Origin of the sequence: Mycobacterium parmense (assembly GCF_010730575.1) — a bacterium.
Classification (GTDB): Bacteria; Actinomycetota; Actinomycetes; order Mycobacteriales; family Mycobacteriaceae; genus Mycobacterium; species Mycobacterium parmense.
Map to the genome: position 1 here is coordinate 4201417 of NZ_AP022614.1, position 19868 is coordinate 4221284.

General features: G+C 68.6%; 17 protein-coding genes and 3 tRNA genes. 10 read left to right on the forward strand and 10 right to left on the reverse strand.

Translation table 11 applies throughout. The features are described from left to right. Positions 1-18: 18 nt before the first annotated feature. The 5 genes from gyrA (at position 19) to G6N48_RS19380 (ending at position 4382) form a co-directional block, all read left to right on the forward strand. Entirely contained in the window at positions 19-2538 is a 2520-nt protein-coding gene (gene gyrA, locus G6N48_RS19360) for a DNA gyrase subunit A (protein WP_085270404.1), read from the forward strand. A 121-nt stretch (positions 2539-2659) separates the two neighbouring features. Continuing rightward, on the forward strand, positions 2660-3535 hold the full coding sequence (locus tag G6N48_RS19365; RefSeq protein ID WP_085270405.1) for a DUF3566 domain-containing protein: 876 nt from the start codon (positions 2660-2662) through the stop codon (positions 3533-3535). A 69-nt stretch (positions 3536-3604) separates the two neighbouring features. After that, positions 3605-3678 (forward strand) — tRNA-Ile (locus G6N48_RS19370). Between the two features lie 151 nt (positions 3679-3829). Further along, positions 3830-3902 (forward strand) — tRNA-Ala (locus G6N48_RS19375). A 126-nt stretch (positions 3903-4028) separates the two neighbouring features. Continuing rightward, positions 4029-4382, forward strand: coding sequence for a VOC family protein (locus G6N48_RS19380; protein WP_085270538.1), 354 nt, complete (start codon positions 4029-4031; stop codon positions 4380-4382). Positions 4383-4403: 21 nt separating this feature from the next. On the opposite strand, the gene cwsA is transcribed toward G6N48_RS19380, so the two are convergent. Then, positions 4404-4844: a cell wall synthesis protein CwsA gene (gene cwsA, locus G6N48_RS19385; RefSeq protein WP_085270406.1), complete on the reverse strand. Its 441-nt coding sequence runs from the start codon at positions 4842-4844 to the stop codon at positions 4404-4406. Between the two features lie 146 nt (positions 4845-4990). Here cwsA and G6N48_RS19390 point away from each other — a divergent pair, with 146 nt between their 5' ends. Continuing rightward, complete coding sequence (locus tag G6N48_RS19390; RefSeq protein ID WP_085270407.1) at positions 4991-5539, forward strand: peptidylprolyl isomerase; 549 nt, start codon at positions 4991-4993, stop codon at positions 5537-5539. Between the two features lie 36 nt (positions 5540-5575). Here G6N48_RS19390 and G6N48_RS19395 read toward each other — a convergent pair whose 3' ends face one another. Further along, on the reverse strand, positions 5576-6001 hold the full coding sequence (locus G6N48_RS19395) for a PH domain-containing protein (protein WP_085270408.1): 426 nt from the start codon (positions 5999-6001) through the stop codon (positions 5576-5578). Positions 6002-6155: 154 nt separating this feature from the next. Next, positions 6156-6437, reverse strand: coding sequence for a cell division protein CrgA (crgA, locus tag G6N48_RS19400; RefSeq protein ID WP_085270409.1), 282 nt, complete (start codon positions 6435-6437; stop codon positions 6156-6158). 124 nt (positions 6438-6561) lie between these two features. Here crgA and G6N48_RS19405 point away from each other — a divergent pair, with 124 nt between their 5' ends. After that, positions 6562-7320 (forward strand): DUF881 domain-containing protein, encoded by a 759-nt coding sequence (locus G6N48_RS19405; protein ID WP_085270410.1) that lies wholly within the window; start codon positions 6562-6564, stop codon positions 7318-7320. Positions 7321-7352: 32 nt separating this feature from the next. Further along, a complete protein-coding gene (locus G6N48_RS19410; RefSeq protein ID WP_085270411.1) occupies positions 7353-8036 on the forward strand; it encodes an aminodeoxychorismate/anthranilate synthase component II in 684 nt (227 codons plus the stop codon). Here G6N48_RS19410 and pknB read toward each other — a convergent pair. From pknB to G6N48_RS19445, 7 genes are all read right to left on the reverse strand, one after another. Continuing rightward, positions 8014-9894: a Stk1 family PASTA domain-containing Ser/Thr kinase gene (gene pknB / locus G6N48_RS19415; RefSeq protein WP_085270539.1), complete on the reverse strand. Its 1881-nt coding sequence runs from the start codon at positions 9892-9894 to the stop codon at positions 8014-8016. The genes G6N48_RS19410 and pknB overlap by 23 nt on opposite strands. Then, entirely contained in the window at positions 9894-11207 is a 1314-nt protein-coding gene (locus G6N48_RS19420) for a serine/threonine-protein kinase (RefSeq protein WP_085270412.1), read from the reverse strand. The genes pknB and G6N48_RS19420 overlap by 1 nt, the downstream gene beginning before the upstream one ends. Next, positions 11204-12679 carry a D,D-transpeptidase PbpA gene (pbpA, locus tag G6N48_RS19425; RefSeq protein WP_085270413.1) on the reverse strand — a complete coding sequence of 492 codons (1476 nt, stop codon included), beginning with the start codon at positions 12677-12679 and terminating at the stop codon, positions 11204-11206. Before pbpA ends, G6N48_RS19420 begins: the two co-directional genes overlap by 4 nt. After that, entirely contained in the window at positions 12676-14085 is a 1410-nt protein-coding gene (locus G6N48_RS19430) for an FtsW/RodA/SpoVE family cell cycle protein (RefSeq protein ID WP_085270414.1), read from the reverse strand. The genes pbpA and G6N48_RS19430 overlap by 4 nt, the downstream gene beginning before the upstream one ends. Beyond that, entirely contained in the window at positions 14082-15590 is a 1509-nt protein-coding gene (locus G6N48_RS19435; protein ID WP_085270415.1) for a PP2C family protein-serine/threonine phosphatase, read from the reverse strand. Before G6N48_RS19435 ends, G6N48_RS19430 begins: the two co-directional genes overlap by 4 nt. Then, the gene (locus G6N48_RS19440; protein ID WP_085270540.1) at positions 15587-16054 is read right to left on the reverse strand and encodes an FHA domain-containing protein FhaB/FipA; all 468 of its coding nucleotides are present in this window, start codon (positions 16052-16054) and stop codon (positions 15587-15589) included. Before G6N48_RS19440 ends, G6N48_RS19435 begins: the two co-directional genes overlap by 4 nt. A 126-nt stretch (positions 16055-16180) precedes the next feature. Next, complete coding sequence (locus G6N48_RS19445; RefSeq protein ID WP_085270416.1) at positions 16181-17905, reverse strand: FhaA domain-containing protein; 1725 nt, start codon at positions 17903-17905, stop codon at positions 16181-16183. Positions 17906-18158: 253 nt separating this feature from the next. Between G6N48_RS19445 and G6N48_RS19450 the strand changes: the two genes are divergently transcribed. Together G6N48_RS19450 and G6N48_RS19455 are read left to right on the forward strand one after the other, a co-directional pair. Further along, positions 18159-18241: transfer RNA gene (locus tag G6N48_RS19450), tRNA-Leu, on the forward strand. 356 nt (positions 18242-18597) lie between these two features. Then, entirely contained in the window at positions 18598-19860 is a 1263-nt protein-coding gene (locus G6N48_RS19455; RefSeq protein WP_085270417.1) for a cytochrome P450, read from the forward strand. The last annotated feature ends 8 nt before the right edge of the window (positions 19861-19868 follow it).

The window sequence follows — 19868 nt, forward strand, 5'->3', positions numbered from 1 at the left end:
CACGCAAACGAGGAATACATGACTGACACCACGCTGCCTCCGGGCGACGAAGCCGGCGACCGCATCGAACCGGTCGACATTCAGCAGGAGATGCAGCGCAGCTACATCGACTATGCGATGAGCGTGATCGTGGGCCGCGCGCTGCCGGAGGTGCGCGACGGCCTCAAGCCGGTGCACCGCCGCGTGCTGTATGCGATGTACGACTCGGGTTTCCGGCCCGACCGCAGCCACGCCAAGTCGGCGCGGTCGGTCGCCGAGACGATGGGCAACTACCATCCGCACGGCGACGCGTCGATCTACGACACCCTGGTGCGCATGGCGCAGCCCTGGTCGTTGCGCTACCCGCTGGTCGATGGGCAGGGCAACTTCGGATCGCCGGGCAACGACCCGCCGGCGGCGATGAGGTACACCGAGGCGCGGCTGACGCCGCTGGCCATGGAGATGCTTCGTGAGATCGACGAGGAGACAGTCGATTTCATCCCGAACTACGACGGCCGGGTGCAAGAACCCACCGTGCTGCCCAGCAGGTTCCCCAACCTGCTGGCCAACGGATCCGGTGGCATCGCCGTCGGGATGGCCACCAACATCCCGCCGCACAACCTGCGTGAGCTGGCCGAGGCCGTCTACTGGTGCCTGGACAATTACGAGGCCGACGAGGAGGCCACCCTCACCGCGGTCTGTGAGCGGGTCAAGGGCCCGGATTTCCCCACCCACGGGCTGATCGTCGGGTCCCAGGGCATCCACGATGCGTACACCACCGGTCGCGGTTCCATCCGGATGCGCGGAGTCGTTGAGGTGGAAGAGGATTCACGCGGCCGCACGTCGCTGGTCATCACCGAGCTGCCCTACCAGGTGAACCACGACAACTTCATCACGTCGATCGCCGAGCAGGTCCGCGACGGCAGGCTCGCCGGCATCTCCAACATCGAGGACCAGAGCAGCGACCGGGTCGGCCTGCGCATCGTCGTCGAGATCAAGCGCGACGCCGTGGCCAAGGTGGTGCTCAACAACCTCTACAAGCACACTCAGCTGCAGACGAGCTTCGGCGCGAACATGTTGTCGATCGTCGACGGGGTGCCCCGCACGCTGCGCCTCGACCAGATGATCCGCCACTACGTTGCCCACCAGCTCGACGTGATCATCCGGCGCACGACGTACCGGCTGCGCAAGGCCAACGAACGTGCCCACATTTTGCGCGGTCTGGTCAAAGCCCTTGACGCCCTTGACGAAGTGATCGCGCTCATCCGCGCGTCGGAGACCGTCGACATCGCCCGCACCGGCCTGATCGAGCTGCTCGACATCGACGAGATCCAGGCCCAGGCGATCCTCGACATGCAGCTGCGGCGCCTGGCCGCGCTGGAGCGCCAGCGCATCGTCGACGACCTGGCCAAGATCGAGGCCGAGATCGCGGACCTGGAAGACATTCTCGCCAAACCCGAACGGCAGCGCGGCATCGTGCGCGACGAGCTCTCCGAGATCGCCGACAAGCACGGCGACGACCGTCGCACCCGGATCATCGCCGCCGACGGAGACGTCAGCGACGAGGACCTGATCGCCCGCGAGGACGTCGTCGTCACCATCACCGAGACCGGCTACGCGAAGCGGACCAAGACCGACCTGTACCGCAGCCAGAAGCGCGGCGGCAAGGGCGTGCAGGGCGCCGGGCTCAAGCAGGACGACATCGTGCGGCACTTCTTCGTGTGCTCGACGCACGACTGGATCCTGTTCTTCACCACACAGGGCCGCGTCTACCGCGCGAAGGCTTACGAACTGCCCGAGGCGGCCCGCACCGCGCGCGGCCAGCACGTCGCCAACCTGCTGGCGTTCCAGCCCGAGGAGCGGATCGCCCAGGTCATCCAGATCCGCAGCTACGAAGACGCCCAGTATCTGGTGCTGGCGACCCGCAACGGTCTGGTCAAGAAGACGAAGCTGACGGACTTCGACTCCAACCGCTCAGGCGGGATCGTGGCCATCAACCTGCGCGACAGCGACGAACTGGTCGGCGCGGTGTTGTGCTCCTCCGAAGAAGACCTGCTGCTGGTCTCGGCCAATGGTCAGTCGATCCGGTTCTCGGCGACGGACGAGGCGCTGCGGCCGATGGGACGGGCGACCTCGGGCGTGCAGGGCATGCGGTTCAACACCGACGACTACCTGCTGTCGCTGAATGTGGTCCGCGAGGGCATGTACCTGTTGGTCGCCACGTCCGGTGGCTACGCCAAGCGCACGGCCATCGAGGAGTACCCGGTTCAGGGCCGCGGCGGCAAGGGAGTGCTGACCGTCATGTACGACCGCCGGCGCGGCAAGCTGGTGGGCGCGTTGATCGTCGACGACGACAGCGAGCTGTACGCGATCACCTCCGGCGGTGGCGTCATCCGCACCGCGGCGCGCCAGGTGCGCAAAGCGGGACGTCAGACCAAGGGCGTTCGGCTGATGAACCTGGGCGAGGGCGACACGCTGTTGGCCATTGCCCGCAACGCCGAGGCAAGCGCCGATGACGTCGTCGGCGAGGAGGACGGTGCCCCGGAGGGGGACGGCTAACCCTGCCACGATGAGGGCGACCGGCGGCCACCGGATGGCCGGACCATTAGACTCGGCCCGATCGGACACAATGCGACTGCCACCGCCTCGGCGGCCATCGTCAAAGAGCTAAGGAGTCGGGGTGACCTCACCGAACGAGCCGGGCGCCCCCAATAAGGGCGAGAGCCCCAACGGGGACGCTTCGGCCGACCGCGCCGGTGCGCACCGCGCGACGCCGGCGCCGGGTGGCCGGATCCAGGAGGCTGCGGATTCACCGCCGTGGCAGCGCGGCGCCGCCTGGGGCGCGCCGGCCGGACCTCGCCAGACCGATCCGCCGACCGAGGCGCGGCCGCCGGGCCCGTCGAGCGGGGTGGAGGCCCGCCTGAACCGGTTCATCGCCGGCTCCGGCGGCGCCGGGGGTGCTCCCGGTTCGGCCAAGAACCCGACGCACGACTTCGAGGCGCCGCCGGCGAGAGGCGAGGCGGCGGCGGAGGCCTACGCCAGCGAACTGCCCGACCTGTCCGGACCCCTTCCGCGCCCCGCGCCGCGCAAACCGGCCCCCGAGGCGCAGGGCTCGTCGGGACCGGGCCGTCCGGCGGTGACCGAGGGAAGAGAGCCGCGCGAGAACCGCGTCCAGGTGTCGCGGCGCACCCGCGGTCCCGTGCGCGCCAGCATGCAGATCCGCCGGATCGATCCGTGGAGCACTTTGAAGGTGTCGCTGATGCTGTCGGTGGCGCTGTTCTTCGTCTGGATGATCGCGGTGGCGTTCCTGTATCTGGTCCTGGGCGGCATGGGCGTGTGGGCGAAGCTGAACAGCAACGTGGGCGACCTGCTGAACAACACCAGCGGCAGCAGCGCCGAACTGGTGTCCAGCGGCACGATCTTCGGCGGGGCGGTCCTGATCGGGTTGGTCAACATCGTGCTGTTGACCGCGATGGCCACCGTCGCCGCCTTCGTCTACAACTTGACGACCGACCTGATCGGCGGCGTCGAGGTGACGCTCGCGGACCGCGACTAGCGTCATGCAGCGTTTTTGGGGATGAGGCGGCGATTGCGGTAATCTCGTCGCTCGGCCGTACGCGAGTACGGGCCTATAGCTCAGGCGGTTAGAGCGCTTCGCTGATAACGAAGAGGTCGGAGGTTCGAGTCCTCCTAGGCCCACAACCATGTGCCCGTCAAGACGTTGTGTGAGACTTGCATTGCCGCTGGCACTCGTCGCCGTGGTCGCGGCGGCGACGCGGTCGCGACGTGGAGTCGAGGTCTGGCACGTGGCGGTGGATGACACAGGCGGCCAGCCACCCAGTCACGATGAGGGGCCTTAGCTCAGTTGGTAGAGCACCGCCTTTGCAAGGCGGGTGTCAGGGGTTCGATTCCCCTAGGCTCCACAGATTTCCGGTGACCAGCGCCGGCCGGGCGTGCCCGCCGCTAGCGTGGACGAGTGCCCGACGAGCAGACACGTGGTCGTTCGGCGACTACCGCGGGGCGCCGAGCCGGCCGGGACGCTGACCGCCATGCGGGTCACCCCCGTCACCGCCAACCTGCGCACCGCCGACATCGAGTCGGCGAAGGGGTTCTATACCGACTACCTCGGCCTGCGCGACGAGGAATTCAACATGGGCTGGGTCGCGCGCTACAGCACCCCCAGGCACGAGGCGAGCGTCCAGCTCGTCACGCGTGACGCGTCCGCCCGCGAAGACCCGGTGATCTCCGTGCACACCGATGACGTCGAAGGCGCCTACGCGGAGGCACGGGAGCGAGGCTACGAGATCATGCATCCGCTCACGACCGAACCGTGGGGGGTACGGCGCTTCTTCGTCCGCGCGCCGGGCGGCCACGTGATCAACGTTGTCGGACATCAGGATTGAGCGGGACGTCCCCGGCCCTCGTCAGGGCCGCGGTTGCACGTCCACGCTGGGCGGCCGCGGGGACGGCTCCTGGCGGTCGGGGCGGGTCGAGCGCCGGACGACGCTGAACGCGGCGCCGCCTGCGGCGAGGACCACGAGGGCCGCTCCGGCGAGGACCCAGGGACGTGGGCGCTTACCCCGGCGCTGGGCCCGGCGCGCGTCCTGCAGCGCCTGAGGCAGATTGGAGACCACTTCCTGAGCGGCGGCGAGCTCCTGGGCGACCGTCTCCTGCGCGGCCGCGACCTCGCGAGCCAGGCGGCCTTGCCGGTATCGGCGCCGCAGCTGCGACCCGGCCGACTGCGCGGAGTTGGCTCCCAGGCCGATCAACCCCCAGGTGACGTCGACCGGCCCGGCCGCCGTGTGGGCCAGGCCCCGGGCCAGTCGCTCCCGCGGGCTCAGGCCGGATTTTGTCTTCGCGCTCATCTGCCACCTCTTTGTGCAATCGAACCTGTGCCATCGAACCTGTGGTCAAGCTAGTCCACGACGGCTGCGTCCTTCGAAGAGCCCGCCATCCGGTGGCGGCGACCGGTCGGCTCGGGTGACACCGGGTGCGGGCATGCCCACGCGGAGTGGCAGACTCTCATGCCGTGACCAACAGCCCCTTTCAGACTGCTACCGCCACGCTGCACACCAACCGAGGCGACATCAAGGTTGCCCTGTTCGGAAACCACGCGCCCAAGACCGTCGCCAACTTCGTCGGCCTCGCGCAGGGCACCAAGGAGTACTCGACCGGGAACGCGTCCGGCGGCTCCTCCGGCCCGTTCTACGACGGCGCGGTTTTCCACCGGGTGATCCGGGGCTTCATGATCCAGGGCGGCGACCCGACCGGAACCGGCCGCGGCGGCCCCGGCTACAAGTTCGCCGACGAGTTCCATCCCGAGTTGCAGTTCGACAAGCCGTACCTGCTGGCGATGGCCAACGCGGGCCCGGGCACCAATGGCTCCCAGTTCTTCATCACGGTGGGCCAGACCCCGCACCTGAACCGTCGGCACACCATCTTCGGCGAGGTGACCGACCCCGAGTCGCAGAAGGTCGTGGACGCGATCTCGACGACGCCCACCGACGGCAACGACCGTCCCACCGAGCCGGTCGTCATCGAGTCGATCACCATCTCCTGAGGTCGAGCCCGAGGCCGAGCGCGCGCCGCGGGCCGCTCAGCGCTTCTGGCGGCCCGCATAGCCGGCCGAGGTGAGCGCGTCGAGCACGTTGAGGGCGTCGGTGCCAAGATCCCACCGCGACAACAGGACCAGGCCGCCGTCGACGGTTTCGATCTCGAGCAGGCGAACCTTGCGCCCGTAGCGGCGGAACTCGGTGATCCGGATGATCTTGATGTCGGGTTTGTCTAATACGCGTGTGCCGAACCAGCCGCGCAGCGCCAGCCCCGCGGGGGTGATTGCCAGCTTCGGCCGTGCGCGCCACGACATGCCGGCAAACAAGATCAGACCCGCCGCGGCAACCCCGCCCATGGTGCGGCCCGGGGCATCTGTGACTACAGTCACAGCGGCGATAGCCATGATTACGCCTGCGACGGCGCAACCAGCGATTCCTACCGTAGGCGGCTGCCATCGAGTTTGCTGCATGCGTTGCTTAGCCCCTCCCACCACGGCCTATGCGGTTATCCACAAGCGCTATCAACAGTGGGGATAAATCACACGCGTGTGATTGTGGCCCGGAAAAGTTGCTGAGCCGGCGCCGGGAATGCCCCAAAATAAATTCAATACCCGCAGAATCTGGTCAGTGCCACCGCATTGTCAGCAACAATCCGGTGATCATGAAAGCGAACGCGATCGCGTAGTTCCACGGGCCCAATTGCGCCATCCAGTTGAGGGCCGTCGGGGCCTGGCTGCCGACCGCAGCCAACTGGAAGACCATGAGCCAGACGAGCCCGATCAGCATGAGACCGACGAATAGCGCAACGAACCACACACTCGACGGACCGACCTTGACCTTCACCGGTGTGCGGCTCACGGTGCCGACGGTGAAGTCGTTCTTCTTGCGGACCTTGGACTTGGGCATGATTACCTCGAGGTATCTCAACGACGGAGCGGGGCGGGGTGCAACGATGAAGACCGCAGTTGCACGCATAGCTTGGCTACGAGACTAACTCACCTGGCGGGACGACCAGGAAAGCGGAGAGCCGATGATCCAGACGCGCCCTTCGCCGTGGCGCTTCGGCGTCCCGGTGGTCTGCCTGCTGGCGGGCCTGCTGCTCGCGGCCACGCACGGGGTTTCCGGTGGCGCCGAGATCCGCCGCAGCGACGCGCCGCGGCTGGTGGACCTCGTCCGCGAGGCGCAGTCGTCGGTCGATCACCTCAACGCGCAGCGCGATCAGTTGACCAGCATGATCGACGCGGCCAAAGGCCGGTCACCGGACGCGGCTTTGGCGGCGCTGCTGCAGCACTCCGCCGAACTCTCCGGCGAGGCGGGCATGACGCCGTTGCACGGGCCGGGAATCGTGGTGACGCTCGAGGATGCCCAGCGAGATGCCAACGGGCGTTTCCCGCGCGACGCATCCCCGGACGACCTGGTGGTGCACCAGCAAGACATCCAGGCCGTGCTCAATGCCATGTGGAGCGCCGGCGCCGAGGCGATTCAGATGCAAGACCAGCGCCTCATAGCCACATCGGTGCCCCGCTGTGTCGGCAACACGCTGCTGCTCAACGGCCGCACCTACAGCCCGCCCTACGCGATCACGGCGATCGGCAACGCCGAGGCGATGCAAGCCGCCCTGGCCGCTGCTCCCCTGGTGACGCTGTACAAGCAGTACGTCGTCCGGTTCGGCCTCGGCTACAACGAAGAGGTCAGGCCCGACGTGCAGGTCGTCGGGCACTCCGAGCCGGACAGGATGCATTTCGCGCAGCCCCTCCCGGCGCCGGGGCCGCCGCGACCCGGTCGGTGAGCCAGGGCCCGGGCTGGCGGTAACCTGACACGATGCGGATCCTGGTTGTCGACAACTACGACAGCTTCGTGTTCAACCTGGTGCAGTACCTCGGCCAGCTCGGCGTCGAGGCCGAGGTGTGGCGCAACGACGACGCGCGGCTGAATGACCAGGCCGCCGTCGTCGCGGAATTCGCAGGTGTGCTGCTCAGTCCCGGCCCGGGCACCCCCGAGCGAGCCGGTGCGTCGATCGGCCTGGTGCTCGCGTGTGCCGCCCACCGCACCCCGCTGCTGGGCGTCTGCCTCGGGCACCAGGCCATCGGTGTCGCGTTCGGCGCCACGGTGGACCGCGCGCCCGAGCTGCTGCACGGCAAGACGAGCAGCGTGTTCCACATCAATACCGGTGTGCTGCAAGGACTTCCGGACCCCTTCACCGCAACCCGGTACCATTCGCTGACCATCCTGCCCGAGTCGTTGCCGCCGGAGCTCGAGGTCACCGCGCGCACCCGCAGCGGCGTGATCATGGCGGTGCGGCATACCGGGCTGCCGATCCATGGAGTGCAGTTTCACCCGGAGTCGATTTTGACCGAGGGCGGGCACCGGATGCTGGCGAATTGGCTGGCCGAGTGCGGCTGGGCGCGTGACGACACGTTGGTCCGCCGGCTCGAGAACGAGGTTCGTGCGGCCGTGCGGCCGTACCTGACCGACCCGGCGGCTACTGACCGAACTTCAGCGTGATGATGCCGTCCTTGTTGCAACCGGTCCCGGCGGGCGGGTTCTGGTACACCACCCGGTGAGACTGGGCACCGCCCGCGTCGACGTCGGGACCTTTGTCCAGCACCCCGGTCCAGCCCAGCGCCCGCAACCGCGGTTCGGCGTCGGTCCAGAACATCCCGGTCAAATCGGGCATGATGAACTGATTGCCCTTGGATACCTGTAACTCGATGACCGAGTCCACCGGCACCACCGTGTCCTTGGGTGGATTGGTGCCGATCACCTCGCCGGCCGGGCGCGGGCTGTCGACCGCCGCCTGGCTGAACTTGGTGAATCCGTAGACGGTCAGGTTCTTCTGTGCCAGGTCGACCGTCTGGCCTGCGACGTCCGGAATCTGCTTGGTCTCCGGGCCCGAGCCCACGATGACGGTGACGACGTTGGTGATCGCCGACGTCTGGTTCGCCGGCGGGTTGGTCCCGATCACCTTGCCCAACAGGTCCGGCGTGGACGGCGAGTTCGCCTGCTTGAACTTGCTGAATCCGGCCGCTTTGAGCTTGGTGACCGCGTCGCTGTAACTGAGCGACGACACGTCGGGCACCTCACGCTGTTCGGGCCCGGTGGAGACGTTGATGGTGATCTCGTCGCCCGCGCTCACCGAGGCGTTGGCTCCCGGGTCGGTGCTGATGACGTGGTCGGGGGGGATCGCCGAGTCGGGCTTCTGCAGCGTGCGGGTCTTGAAGCCGCGATTCTGCAGCGTGGCGATCGCGTCGGCGGACACCTGGCCGCGCATGTCGGGGACCTGAACGTCGCGGGTGGTGCCGCCGAATGTGTTGAAGGCGATGACGACCACGATCGTCAGGATCGCCAGCGCGGCCACCGCGACGATCCACCGGCCGACCGACCCGACGGTGCGGTCGCCGTCGGTGTCGTCGACGAGGTGGCGGGGCTGCGGGTCGGTGCGCGGACCCCCGAGCCCACCTCCCCCCGACGACATCAGCGACGACCGGTCGGCGTCGGTCAGGACCTTGGGCGCCTCCGGCGCCTCGCCGTTGTACACCCGGACCAGGTCGGCACGCATCTCGGCGGCGGTCTGATAGCGGTTGTCCGGATTCTTGGCCAGTGCCTTGAGCACCACGGCGTCGAGGTCGGCGGAGATGCCCTCGTGGCGCTGCGACGGAGGAACCGGGTCCTCCCGGACGTGCTGATAGGCCACCGAGACCGGCGAATCGCCGGTGAAGGGGGGCTCCCCCGTGAGCATTTCGTACAGCACGCAGCCCAGCGAGTAGACGTCCGACCGCGCGTCCACGCTGGCGCCGCGGGCCTGCTCGGGCGACAGGTACTGGGCCGTCCCGATCACGGCCGCGGTCTGGGTGACGCTGTTGCCGCTGTCGGCGATGGCGCGGGCGATGCCGAAGTCCATCACCTTGACCGCATTGGTGGTGCTGATCATGATGTTGGCCGGCTTGACGTCGCGGTGGATGATCCCGTTCTGGTGGCTGAAGTTCAGCGCCTGGCAGGCATCCGCGATGACCTCGATGGCCCGCCGGGGCGGCAGGGGGCCGTCGGAGTGGACGATGTCGCGCAGCGTGACCCCGTCGACGTACTCCATGACGATGTAGGGCAGCGGGCCCGACGGCGTCTCGGCCTCGCCGGTGTCGTAGACCGCGACGATCGACGGGTGGTTCAGGGCGGCGGCGTTTTGGGCCTCGCGGCGAAACCGTAGGTAGAAGCTCGGGTCGCGCGCTAAATCCGCGCGCAGAACTTTGACCGCGACGTCGCGGTGCAACCGGACGTCGCGGGCCAGGTGGACCTCGGACATGCCGCCGAAACCGAGTATTTCGCCCAGTTCGTAGCGGTCGGACAGGTGCTGGGGGGTCGTCATCATGGTGTCTTAGGTAGGGCCGGCATGGCGCCGGGTTTCGGTGGGGACACCCACCTCGGCCCGTCCGGCCCGCGTGAAAGTCCAGAATTGCTTATCGCCCCGGCATTCGTCCAATCAAGCCGCAGACGCGGAGCCGAGCCGCTGGGAGTTTTGCCGGGCGGGGGCGGCGCCGACGCCGGCGGGTTCCCGGTGTCGGTGACCGTGGGGGGCTGCTGTTGCTGGTCCCCGCGGGAGTTGATGACGATGAGCACCGCGATGATGATCGCCAGCGCGCCCAAGACGCCCGCCGCCCACAGCAGCGCCCGCTGCCCGGAGGAGAACGTGCGCCGCGCCGGCGGCGGACGGTGACCGCCGGTGGCCCTGCGATTCGGGGCGCTGCGGGGGGTCGACGTGACGGCGGCCCGGGTGGTCGTGCTCGACGGGATGGACGCCGGCGAAGCGCGCCCGGGCGGCGGCGACTGGCTGGGCCGGGGCGGGCGGCGACCGGCGCGCACCGCGGCGACGGCGTCCGCGAACGGTCCACCGCTGCGGTAGCGCATCGTGGGGTTCTTGACCAGGGTGATCTCGATGAGTTCGCGCACATTCGGCGGCAACTCGGCGGGCAGCGGCGGCGGCGGCTCCTTGATGTGCTTCATGGCCACCGTCAGCGCGCCGTCGCCGGTGAAGGGCCGCTTGCCCGAAACCACCTCGTAGCCAACGACTCCCAGCGAATAGACGTCGCTGGCCGGGGTGGCCTCGTGCCCCAGGGCCTGCTCGGGCGCGATGTACTGGGCGGTGCCCATCACCATCCCGGTCTGCGTCACCGGTGCCGCGTCGACCGCCTTGGCGATGCCGAAGTCGGTGATCTTCACCTGGCCGGTCGGGGTGATCAGGATGTTCCCCGGCTTGACGTCGCGGTGCACCAGGCCCGCGGAGTGCGCGACCTGCAGGGCCCGCCCGGTCTGTTCGAGCATGTCGAGCGCGTGCCGCAGCGACAACCGCCCGGTGCGCTTGAGCACCGAGTTCAGCGGCTCGCCGTTGACCAGCTCCATCACCAGGTACGCGGTGCGACCCTCGCCATCGAGCTGGCTCTCGCCGTAGTCGTGCACGGCCGCGATGCCCGGATGGTTGAGCATCGCGGTGGTCCGCGCCTCGGCGCGGAACCGTTCGATGAACTCGGGGTCCTGGGAGAACTCCTGCTTGAGCACCTTCACGGCGACGCGCCTACCGAGGCGGCTGTCGACCGCCTCCCAAACCTGCCCCATTCCGCCGGTGGCGATGAGGCGCTGCAGGCGATACCTGCCCGACAGCGTCACCCCAACTCGCGGGCTCATGGTCCCCCCTGTAGCGCGGCCTGGATCACGGCCCGTCCGATCGGCGCCGCGAGCGCGCCTCCGGTCGCGGACAGGCGGTCGCCGCCATTTTCCACCAGCACCGCCACGGCAACCTTCGGCGTCTGCGCGGGCGCAAAGGCGATGTACCACGCGTGCGGCGGGGTGTTGCGCGGATCGGTGCCATGTTCTGCGGTACCAGTTTTGGATGCGATCTGCACGCCGGGAATGGCCCCTTTCTGCTGCGCGACCTTCTCGGCGCCGACCATCAGCTCTGTCAGCTTAGCGGCGACCTGCGGTGACACCGCGCGGCGCTGCTGGTAGGGGGCGGTCGTGCTGATGTTCGCCAGGTCCGGCCCCTTGAGGCTGTCGATCAGGTAGGGCTGCATGGTCACCCCGCCGTTGGCGATGGTCGCGGCGATCTCGGCGTTCTCCAGCGGCGTCAGCGCCACGTCCTTCTGACCGATGGCCGACATGCCCAGCGCGGCGGCGTCCGGGATGATGCCGACGGTGGATTCCGCGACCTGCAGCGGGATGACGCCGGGTGTGCTGTCCAGGCCGAACGAGTGCGCCATGCTGCGCAGCGCCTCGGCTCCCGTCAGGAGGCCGAGCTGCACGAACGCGGTGTTGCAGGACAGGGCGAACGCCTCGCGCAGAGACACCGTCGGGTCGCTGCCGCAGGGCGCGCCGCCGTAGTTCTGCAGGCTGGCGGTGCTGTCGGGCAACGGAATCGACGCCGCCGCGGTCAGCTGCTCGGAGTCGCTGGCGCCGGCCTGCAACGCGGCCGCGGTGGTGATCACCTTGAACGTCGAGCCGGGCGGGTAGGTCTCCGCGATGGCGCGATTGGTCAGCGGGTTCTCGGGGTCGTCACGCAGCCGCTGCCACGCCTGCGCCTGCACTTCGGGATCGTGCGACGCCAGCAGGTTCGGGTCATAGGACGGTGACGAGACCATCGCCAGGATCTTGCCGGTGGAAGGCTCGAGGGCGACCACGGCGCCCTTGCACGGACCGCCGCAACCCTGCTGCATTGCGTCCCAGCCGGCCTGCTGGACGCGTGGCCTGACCGTGGTGTCGACATTGCCGCCGCGAGGGTCGCGGCCGGTGAAGAAGTCGGCCAGCCGGCGCCCGAACAGTCGTTCGTCCGAGCCGTTCAACAGCGGGTCCTCGGCGCGTTCCAGCCCGGAGCTCGAATAGCGCAGCGAGTAGAAGCCGGTGAGCGGCGCGTAGACGAACGGATTCGGGTAGACCCGCAGGAACCGAAACCGGTTGTCGGTGGCCACCGAGTAGGCCAGCAGCTGCCCGCCCGCGACGATCTGACCGCGTTGACGCGAGTACTCGTCGAGCAGGACGCGCTGGTTGCGCGGATCGGTTCGCAGCGCGTCGGCCGCGAACACCTGCGTCATCGTGGCGTTGAGCAGCAGCAGCACGATCAACGCCATCACGGTCACCGAGATCCGGCGGAGAGAGGCATTCATACCCGCTCGATAACCTCGGTGCTGGCCGCCGCGACCGACGACTTGTTGCGCGCCCGGGTGCGCAACGGCCGTCGGGCACCGTGCGAGATCCGCGCCAGGATGGCCAGCAGCACGTAGTTCGCCAGCAGCGACGACCCGCCATAGGACATCCACGGCGTGGTCAGCCCGGTCAGGGGAATGAGCCGGGTGACGCCGCCGACGACGATGAACAGCTGGATTGCCAGCGTGGAAGCCAGCCCGGCGGCCAGCAACTTGCCGAAGCTGTCGCGGGTCGCGATCGCGGTGCGCAGGCCGCGGACGATGACGATGGTGTACAGCATGAGGATGCTGGACAGCCCCACCAGGCCGAGCTCTTCACCGAAGGCGGCGATGATGAAGTCGGTCGAAGCGGCCGGAACGGTGTCGGGTTGCCCGTTGCCGAGCCCGGTGCCGAAGATACCGCCGGTGGCGAAGCTGAACATCGACTGCACGATCTGGTAGCCGGTGCCGTCGGGATCGGCGAAAGGATCCCACCACGTCTGCACCCGCACCCGCACGTGGTCGAAAATGAAATACGCCGCAACGCTTCCCAGCGCGAACAGTGCCAATCCGATGAGGACCCAGGTGAATCGCTGGGTAGCCAGGTAGACGACCACCAGGAACGACGCGTAGAGCAGCAGCGAGGTGCCGAGGTCCTTCTCGAACGCCATCACGCCGACCGCGATCACCCAGGCCGCCAGCAGCGGCGCCAGATCTCGGGGCCGGGGCAGGGTCATGCCCATGAAATGCTTGCCGACGCTGTTGAACAGGCGGCGCTTGGCGATCAGCACCGCCGAGAAGAAGATCAGCAGCAGGATCTTGGAGAACTCGGCGGGCTGAATCGAGAAGCCCGGCAGGCGAATCCAGATCTTGGCGCCGTTCTGCTCGGACAGCGACGCCGGCAGCAGCGCGGGGATCACCAGAAAGATCAGCCCGGCGACACCGCAGATGTAACCGTATCGCGCGATTTGTCGGTGGTCCTTGAGAAAGGTGACGACGAGCGCAAACGTCGCCACCCCGATCACGGTCCACAACATCTGCTGGGTGGCGCTGGGGTGGTGCCGGCCGCTCAGCTGGTTGTTGACGAGATCGAGCCGGTGGATCATGACCAGGCCAAGCCCGTTGAGCAGCGCCACGATTGGCAGCAGCAGCGGATCCGTGTACGGCGCGAACCGCCTGATTGCCAGGTGCGCGGAGCCGAACAGGAGCAGGAACGCCAGCCCATAGCTGGTGACGTTCCACCGCAGGGTGCGCTCCTGATTGGCTTCGACGATGAGCAACGCCGCGACGGTGATGACGGCCGCGAAGCACAGGAGCAGCAGTTCGGCGTTGCGCCGGGTTGGCAGCGGAGGGGTGACCGCGACCGGCGGCTGCAACTGTGTGGTCATGCCACCGCCCGGCAATCGATGCCCGGTTGAGGAGGAGGTGGCGGAAGGGCGGTCACGGTCTGCGACGAGGTGGTCGGCAGGGTGGGCCCGGGGGCGGCCGGCGGTGTGACGGCGGGGGCGGCTGACGGTGCTGCGCCGCCGGGCGCGATGACGGTAGGGGAAGCCGAGGGGGAGGGTCCGTAGCCGGGAAGCGCCGAAACGGGCGGGGCACCGGGCGGCGAGGTGGCCCGCGGTGGGCACGTCGGCAACAGATACTCCGCCAGCAGCTTGTGCAACTGGGCCTCGGCCTGATCCAGGCTGCCCCCGGGCAGGCCGGTTTGGATCTGGACCTGGCCGGGACGCCGCAGATCTTGCAACGTCATGAGCGTGCAGGTGGGATGGGCGGCGCCGGGCTGGCCGTAACTGATCAGGGAGAGGTCGTTGGTGGAGCTGAGGCAGCCCACCAGGTAGGGCTGCTGCAACGGCACACCGAGCAACGAACCCTGGATGCCGCGCACGATCGACACCTTGCCGTCGTACTCGGCGAGGTAGTAGTTGCGCTGGATCACCCAGTAGGCGACCGCCAGCCCGCCGAACACCAACAGCAGCGCCAGCGTGGCGACGATGGCCATGCGCTGCCGGGACCAACGCGGCCGATTGGGAACCTGCTCTTGCGGCGCAACGCGTTTGGCGGTCTCGTCGCGCGGCCGGATGGCCGAGGCGCGGCCCGCGGACGTGTTGGGCAGGGTGGTCAGCTGGTCGTCGTCGCCCGAGACGGCGCCGGCGAGGATCGGCTGGGTCTGGCCGTAGTCGTAGTCGACGACGTCGGCGACCACCACGGTCACGTTGTCGGGGCCGCCGCCGCGCAAGGCAAGCTCGATCAACCTGTAGGCGGCCTCGGCCACGTCGGGGATCTGCAGCGCCTCGAGGATGGTCTCGTCACTGACCGGGTCGGACAATCCATCCGAGCACAGCAGGTAGCGGTCACCGGCGCGGGCTTCCCGCATGGTCAGGGTGGGCTCCACCTCGTGCCCGGTCAGCGCGCGCATGATCAGCGACCGCTGCGGGTGGCTGTGCGCCTCCTCCCGGGTGATGCGCCCCTCGTCGACCAGGGTCTGGACGAACGTGTCGTCCTTGGTGATCTGCGTCAGTTCGCCGTCGCGCAGCAGGTAGCCGCGCGAATCGCCGATGTGCACCAAGCCGATCCGGTCGCCCGCGAACAGGATCGCCGTGAGCGTGGTGCCCATGCCCTCGAGCTCGGGCTCCGCCTCGACCTGCGCGGCGATGGCCGAGTTGCCGGAACGCACGGCGGCGTCGAGCTTGGCGAGCAGGTCACCGCCGGGTTCGTCGTCGTCGAGGTGCGCCAGGGCGGCGATCACCAGCTGGGAAGCCACCTCGCCGGCGGCGTGGCCGCCCATGCCGTCGGCCAGGGCGAGCAGCCGGGCGCCGGCGTACACGGAGTCTTCGTTGTTGGCGCGCACCAGGCCACGATCACTGCGGGCGGCATATCGAAGAACCAGGGTCACGGGCGCAACTCGATCGCTGTTTTGCCGATGCGAATCGGGGTTCCCATCGGAACTCGTACCGCCGTCGTCACCTTCGCCCTGTCGAGGTATGTACCGTTCGTCGATCCTAGATCCTCGACGTACCATTCCGAACCGCGCTGGGACAGCCGGGCGTGCCGCGTCGAGGCGTAGTCGTCGGTGAGCACCAGGGTCGAGTCGTCGGCGCGCCCGATCAGCACGGGCTGACCGCTGAGCGTGATCCGTGCGCCGGCCAGGGACCCCTCGGTCACGACCAGGTAGCGGGCGGCATGCCGGCGGTCACGCGACGGCAGCAGCGTGCTGCGCAGCGTCAGGCCGCGGCGCACCATCACGGCGCCGGTGGGCGCGTAGATGTCGGTCCGCAGGATCCGCAGCACGGACCAGATGAATACCCAGAGCAGCATCAAAAACCCGGCACGCGTCAGCTGCAGTACCAGTCCCTGCATCCGGCGGTCCTTTCCGTCCTGACGGCGTGCCCCGATCACCCGTGGAATCGAGCACATCGGCAACGTCACGATACTTGGACGGCCGTCGACACGGGGCGAAGCCGGGCAGCGTTGAGCCCAGTGGGTTTAGTGGATGCGGACGATGATCTCCGAGTGCCCGAGGCGGATCACGTCACCGTCGGCCAGCTGCCATTCCTGCACCGGCGCGTTGTTGACCGTGGTGCCGTTGGTCGAGTTGAGGTCGGAGAGCAGCGCGACCTGCCCGTCCCAGCGGATCTCCAGGTGACGCCGGGACACCCCGGTGTCCGGCAGCCGGAACTGGGCGTCCTGACCGCGGCCGATGATGTTCGAGCCGTCGCGCAGCTGGTAGGTGCGGCCGCTGCCGTCGTCGAGCTGCAGCGTCACGGACGTCCCGGCGCCGCCGTAGCCGCCCGGGCCGTAGCCGCCGTAGCCGCCGCCCGCCGGCTGACCGTAATCGGCGGGCTGACCGTATTCGGGTTGCTGGCCGTAGTCGGCGGGCTGACCGTATTCGGGCTGCTGGCCGTAGTCGTAGTCACGCCCGCCGGGCTCCGCGTAGCCGGCGCCCTGGCCGGGATATCCGCCGCCGGGGACGCTTTCGGCGTACTGGGTGTACTCGCCCTGCCCGTAGTCCTGCCGGCCGTATCCGCCGCCCTGCTGGTAGCCCTGCTCGTAGCCGCCCTGCTCGGGGTATGCGGGCCGTTGCTCCGGCGGTGCGTAGCCCGCCTCCTCGGGGCGGCCGGGGGCGCGTCCGTACTCGCCGTAGCCGCCCTCGTATCCGCCATAACCCTGCTGTCCGCCGGGCTGGCCGCCGGGAACGCCAGCCGGGGGGCCGCCGGGAGGGCCGCTGGGAGGGCCGCTGGGAGGGCTGTAGCCGCCGCCTTGGCGGTACCCCTGGTCGTAGCCCTGTCCGCTGTAGCCGGCCGGGGCCGCGGGCCGCTGGTCGTACGACGGCGGATAGGCGCCCTGTCCCTGTTCGGGGTAGCCGCGTTGATCCGGATATCCGCCCGCTTCCGGGTAACCGCGCTGGTCGGGGTAGCCGCGTTGGTCCTGAGGGTATCCGCCGCGCTGGTCGGGGTAGCCACCCTGCTCCGGGTAGCCACCCTGCTCCGGGTAGCCACCCTGCTCCGGGTAGCCGCCCTGGTCGGGGTGCCTGGGCGGCGGGTAACCCTGCTGCGGTGGGTAGCCAGCCTGTTCGGCGGGATAGCCCCCGTGTTCGGCGGGATAGCCGCCACGGGTACCGGGTCCGCCCTGCTGCTCGGGTCCGCCTCGCTGCTCCTCTTGCGGACGCGCGTAGCGCTCGTCGTAGTACTCGTCACCGGGGCGGCCCGGCCCCTGAGCCCCGCTGTAGCTCGAATTGTCAGTCATTGGTGCTACTCCTCGTTCTGCGCCGAACGCATTATTTGATTGTGGCCGGACGCGATCGTCGACCGTCGGGCGGGGCTGGACATCGGGGTTGACAGCACCGCGGGCGCGGTACTGGCCGGTATGCAGGTCCGTCGACTGCTCGAACCGGACGACCACCTCACCATACGTTTGCCACCCCTGTTCATGGATGTAGTCGGCCAAGTACCTGGCGAATGCGCTCGAGGTGAGATCCGGGTCGGCCCCCACCTTCTCGAAGTCGTGCCTACCGAGGGTAATGATGTATTCGTTGGGGGCCAAAAGGCGATTTCCGTGCAGCGCGTGCACACCGTCGTCGGCTTCGCGGCGCAGGAGCGCCTCTACCTCTTGCGGAACGATCGATCCGCCGAAAACCCGGGCGAACGCGTTGTCGACGGTCGCCTCGAGCCGGCGTTCGATCCTCGCCGCCAGCCCCCGATGGCTACTCATGTTCAGCCGTCGCCCGCACGTGCCCCGGCATCTCGGCGACTCCCGGCAAACAACTCCCCCACGTTTTGTGTCACCCCAGCATGGTATCGGCAGACCACGAATCCGTGGCAGCCCGTGAGCGGTGAGCACTTCGTGTCCGCGCAGATCAGCATCGGTCGGGCGCGCTGGTGTGCGGCGGCGGGCGCTTATGCCGCCCACGGGCCCGTTGGGGGATGCGGCTATTAGAGTGATATGGTCCATCGGTCGTTTTCCCGGGCGAGTGGCGGAATGGCAGACGCGCTGGCTTCAGGTGCCAGTGTCCTTCGGGACGTGGGGGTTCAAGTCCCCCTTCGCCCACGTCGAGCGGTTCCACGAACCGCAGGCATTGAGGTCACGGACTCGCAAGAGGCCGTGGCCTCCGTGGTTTGGTGGCCATTCCCATGCCCGATCGGCGCGCTGGGACAGGAACCTGTCACGCGAAATCCCTTGTCGGCCAAGGCGGCACAATACCGACAGACGAGACCACCGAGTGCTTGCCACGGACGTCCAGCGTGGCGTGCGCCCGGTCGGCCGGCCACCCAGGCTCGCAGAGCCGACCGCCCAGCGTCGTGGAACCGACGCGGACTTCGAACGCGGGGTTGCGGCAATTCGTCGGGCAGGTCGCCGCGGAGTAACAGTTTGGCCTCCTGTCGCGCCGCGCACACAATGTCTGGATGGCGACCGCGTCCACCGGGCAGGCCGAACCCCACGAGCTGCTGACCCGGCTGATGGACCCGGCCAACCGGGCCGACCCCTACCCCCTTCTTGCGCAGTTTCGCGACCGACCGCCGCTGTTGCTGCCCGACATGAATGTCGCGGTCTTCTCCACATACCGTGATTGCGACGAGGTCCTGCGTCATCCCGCGTCGAGCAGCGACCGAACCAAGTCGACAATGGGCCAGCGCCTGCTGAAGGGCGTGCGCAACCCGGACTCGTTTCGGCCGCCGGGGTTTCTGTTCATGGACCCGCCCGACCACACCCGGCTGCGCCAGCTGGTCGGCAAGGCCTTCGCGCCGAAGGTGGTGAGCGGATTGCAGGCCGAAATCGGCGCGCTGGTCGACGGCCTGCTCGACCGGATCGCCGAAAAGGGCCGGTTCAACGCCGTCGAGGACTTCTCCTACCCGCTGCAGGTGTCGGTGATCTGCCGGCTGCTGGGCGTACCGATCGAGGACGAGCCGCAGTTCAGCGACGCGACGGCTCAACTGGCCCAGTCGATGGACCCCTTCGTCGTGTTCACCGGCTCGCTGCCCAGCGGATTCGAGGAGCAGCCGTCGCTGCGCAGGCTGGCCTCCTTCTTGCGGGCCAGCCGGTGGAGCCGCGAATACTTCCACGACCTGATCGAGGAACGCCGGTCTCAGGCCCGGGAGGACTTCATCTCCGGCCTGATAGCGGTGGAGGAGTCCGGCGACCAGCTGACCGAGGACGAGATCATCGCCACCTGCATGATGCTGCTCATCGCGGGTCACGAGACCACGGTCAACCTCATCGCGAACGCTATCTTGGTGATGCTGCGCGAACCGGTCCACTGGAAGGTTTTGAGCGCCGACCCCGGCCGGGCGGCGGCGATCGTCGAGGAGACCATGCGCTACGACCCGCCCGTGCAGGTGGTCGGCCGAACCGCCGCCGCCGACATGACGATCGGGGGCGTCGAGATACCCGCGGGCGACGCGATGATGCTGCTGCTGGCGGCGGCTCAGCGCGACCCGGCCGAGTTCGACCGGCCCGACACTTTCGAGCCCGATCGAAAGGCGTTGCGGCACTTGGGATTCAGCCGCGGCATTCACTACTGCCTGGGTGCGCCGCTGGCGCGGCTGGTGGCCGGAATGGCGCTCTCGGCCGTGACGGCGCGTTTCCCGGCCGCCCGGTTGGACGGCGAGCCGCAGTACAAAGCGAACCTCGCGCTGCGCGGCATGTCGGATCTCCCGGTCACGACGTAGCCGGCCGC

Bases quoted from the DNA above. Each gene is read 5' to 3' on its own strand.
- G6N48_RS19405 (WP_085270410.1), top strand. From the start codon at position 6,562: ATGATCCAGACGCGCCCTTCGCCGTGGCGCTTCGGCGTCCCGGTGGTC.
- G6N48_RS19440 (WP_085270540.1), bottom strand. From the start codon at position 16,054: ATGCAGGGACTGGTACTGCAGCTGACGCGTGCCGGGTTTTTGATGCTG.
- pbpA (WP_085270413.1), bottom strand. From the start codon at position 12,679: ATGAATGCCTCTCTCCGCCGGATCTCGGTGACCGTGATGGCGTTGATC.
- G6N48_RS19420 (WP_085270412.1), bottom strand. From the start codon at position 11,207: ATGAGCCCGCGAGTTGGGGTGACGCTGTCGGGCAGGTATCGCCTGCAG.
- G6N48_RS19430 (WP_085270414.1), bottom strand. From the start codon at position 14,085: ATGACCACACAGTTGCAGCCGCCGGTCGCGGTCACCCCTCCGCTGCCA.
- pknB (WP_085270539.1), bottom strand. From the start codon at position 9,894: ATGACGACCCCCCAGCACCTGTCCGACCGCTACGAACTGGGCGAAATA.
- crgA (WP_085270409.1), bottom strand. From the start codon at position 6,437: ATGCCCAAGTCCAAGGTCCGCAAGAAGAACGACTTCACCGTCGGCACC.
- G6N48_RS19455 (WP_085270417.1), top strand. From the start codon at position 18,598: ATGGCGACCGCGTCCACCGGGCAGGCCGAACCCCACGAGCTGCTGACC.
- cwsA (WP_085270406.1), bottom strand. From the start codon at position 4,844: ATGAGCGCGAAGACAAAATCCGGCCTGAGCCCGCGGGAGCGACTGGCC.
- gyrA (WP_085270404.1), top strand. From the start codon at position 19: ATGACTGACACCACGCTGCCTCCGGGCGACGAAGCCGGCGACCGCATC.
- G6N48_RS19395 (WP_085270408.1), bottom strand. From the start codon at position 6,001: ATGCAGCAAACTCGATGGCAGCCGCCTACGGTAGGAATCGCTGGTTGC.
- G6N48_RS19380 (WP_085270538.1), top strand. From the start codon at position 4,029: ATGCGGGTCACCCCCGTCACCGCCAACCTGCGCACCGCCGACATCGAG.
- G6N48_RS19445 (WP_085270416.1), bottom strand. From the start codon at position 17,905: ATGAGTAGCCATCGGGGGCTGGCGGCGAGGATCGAACGCCGGCTCGAG.
- G6N48_RS19410 (WP_085270411.1), top strand. From the start codon at position 7,353: ATGCGGATCCTGGTTGTCGACAACTACGACAGCTTCGTGTTCAACCTG.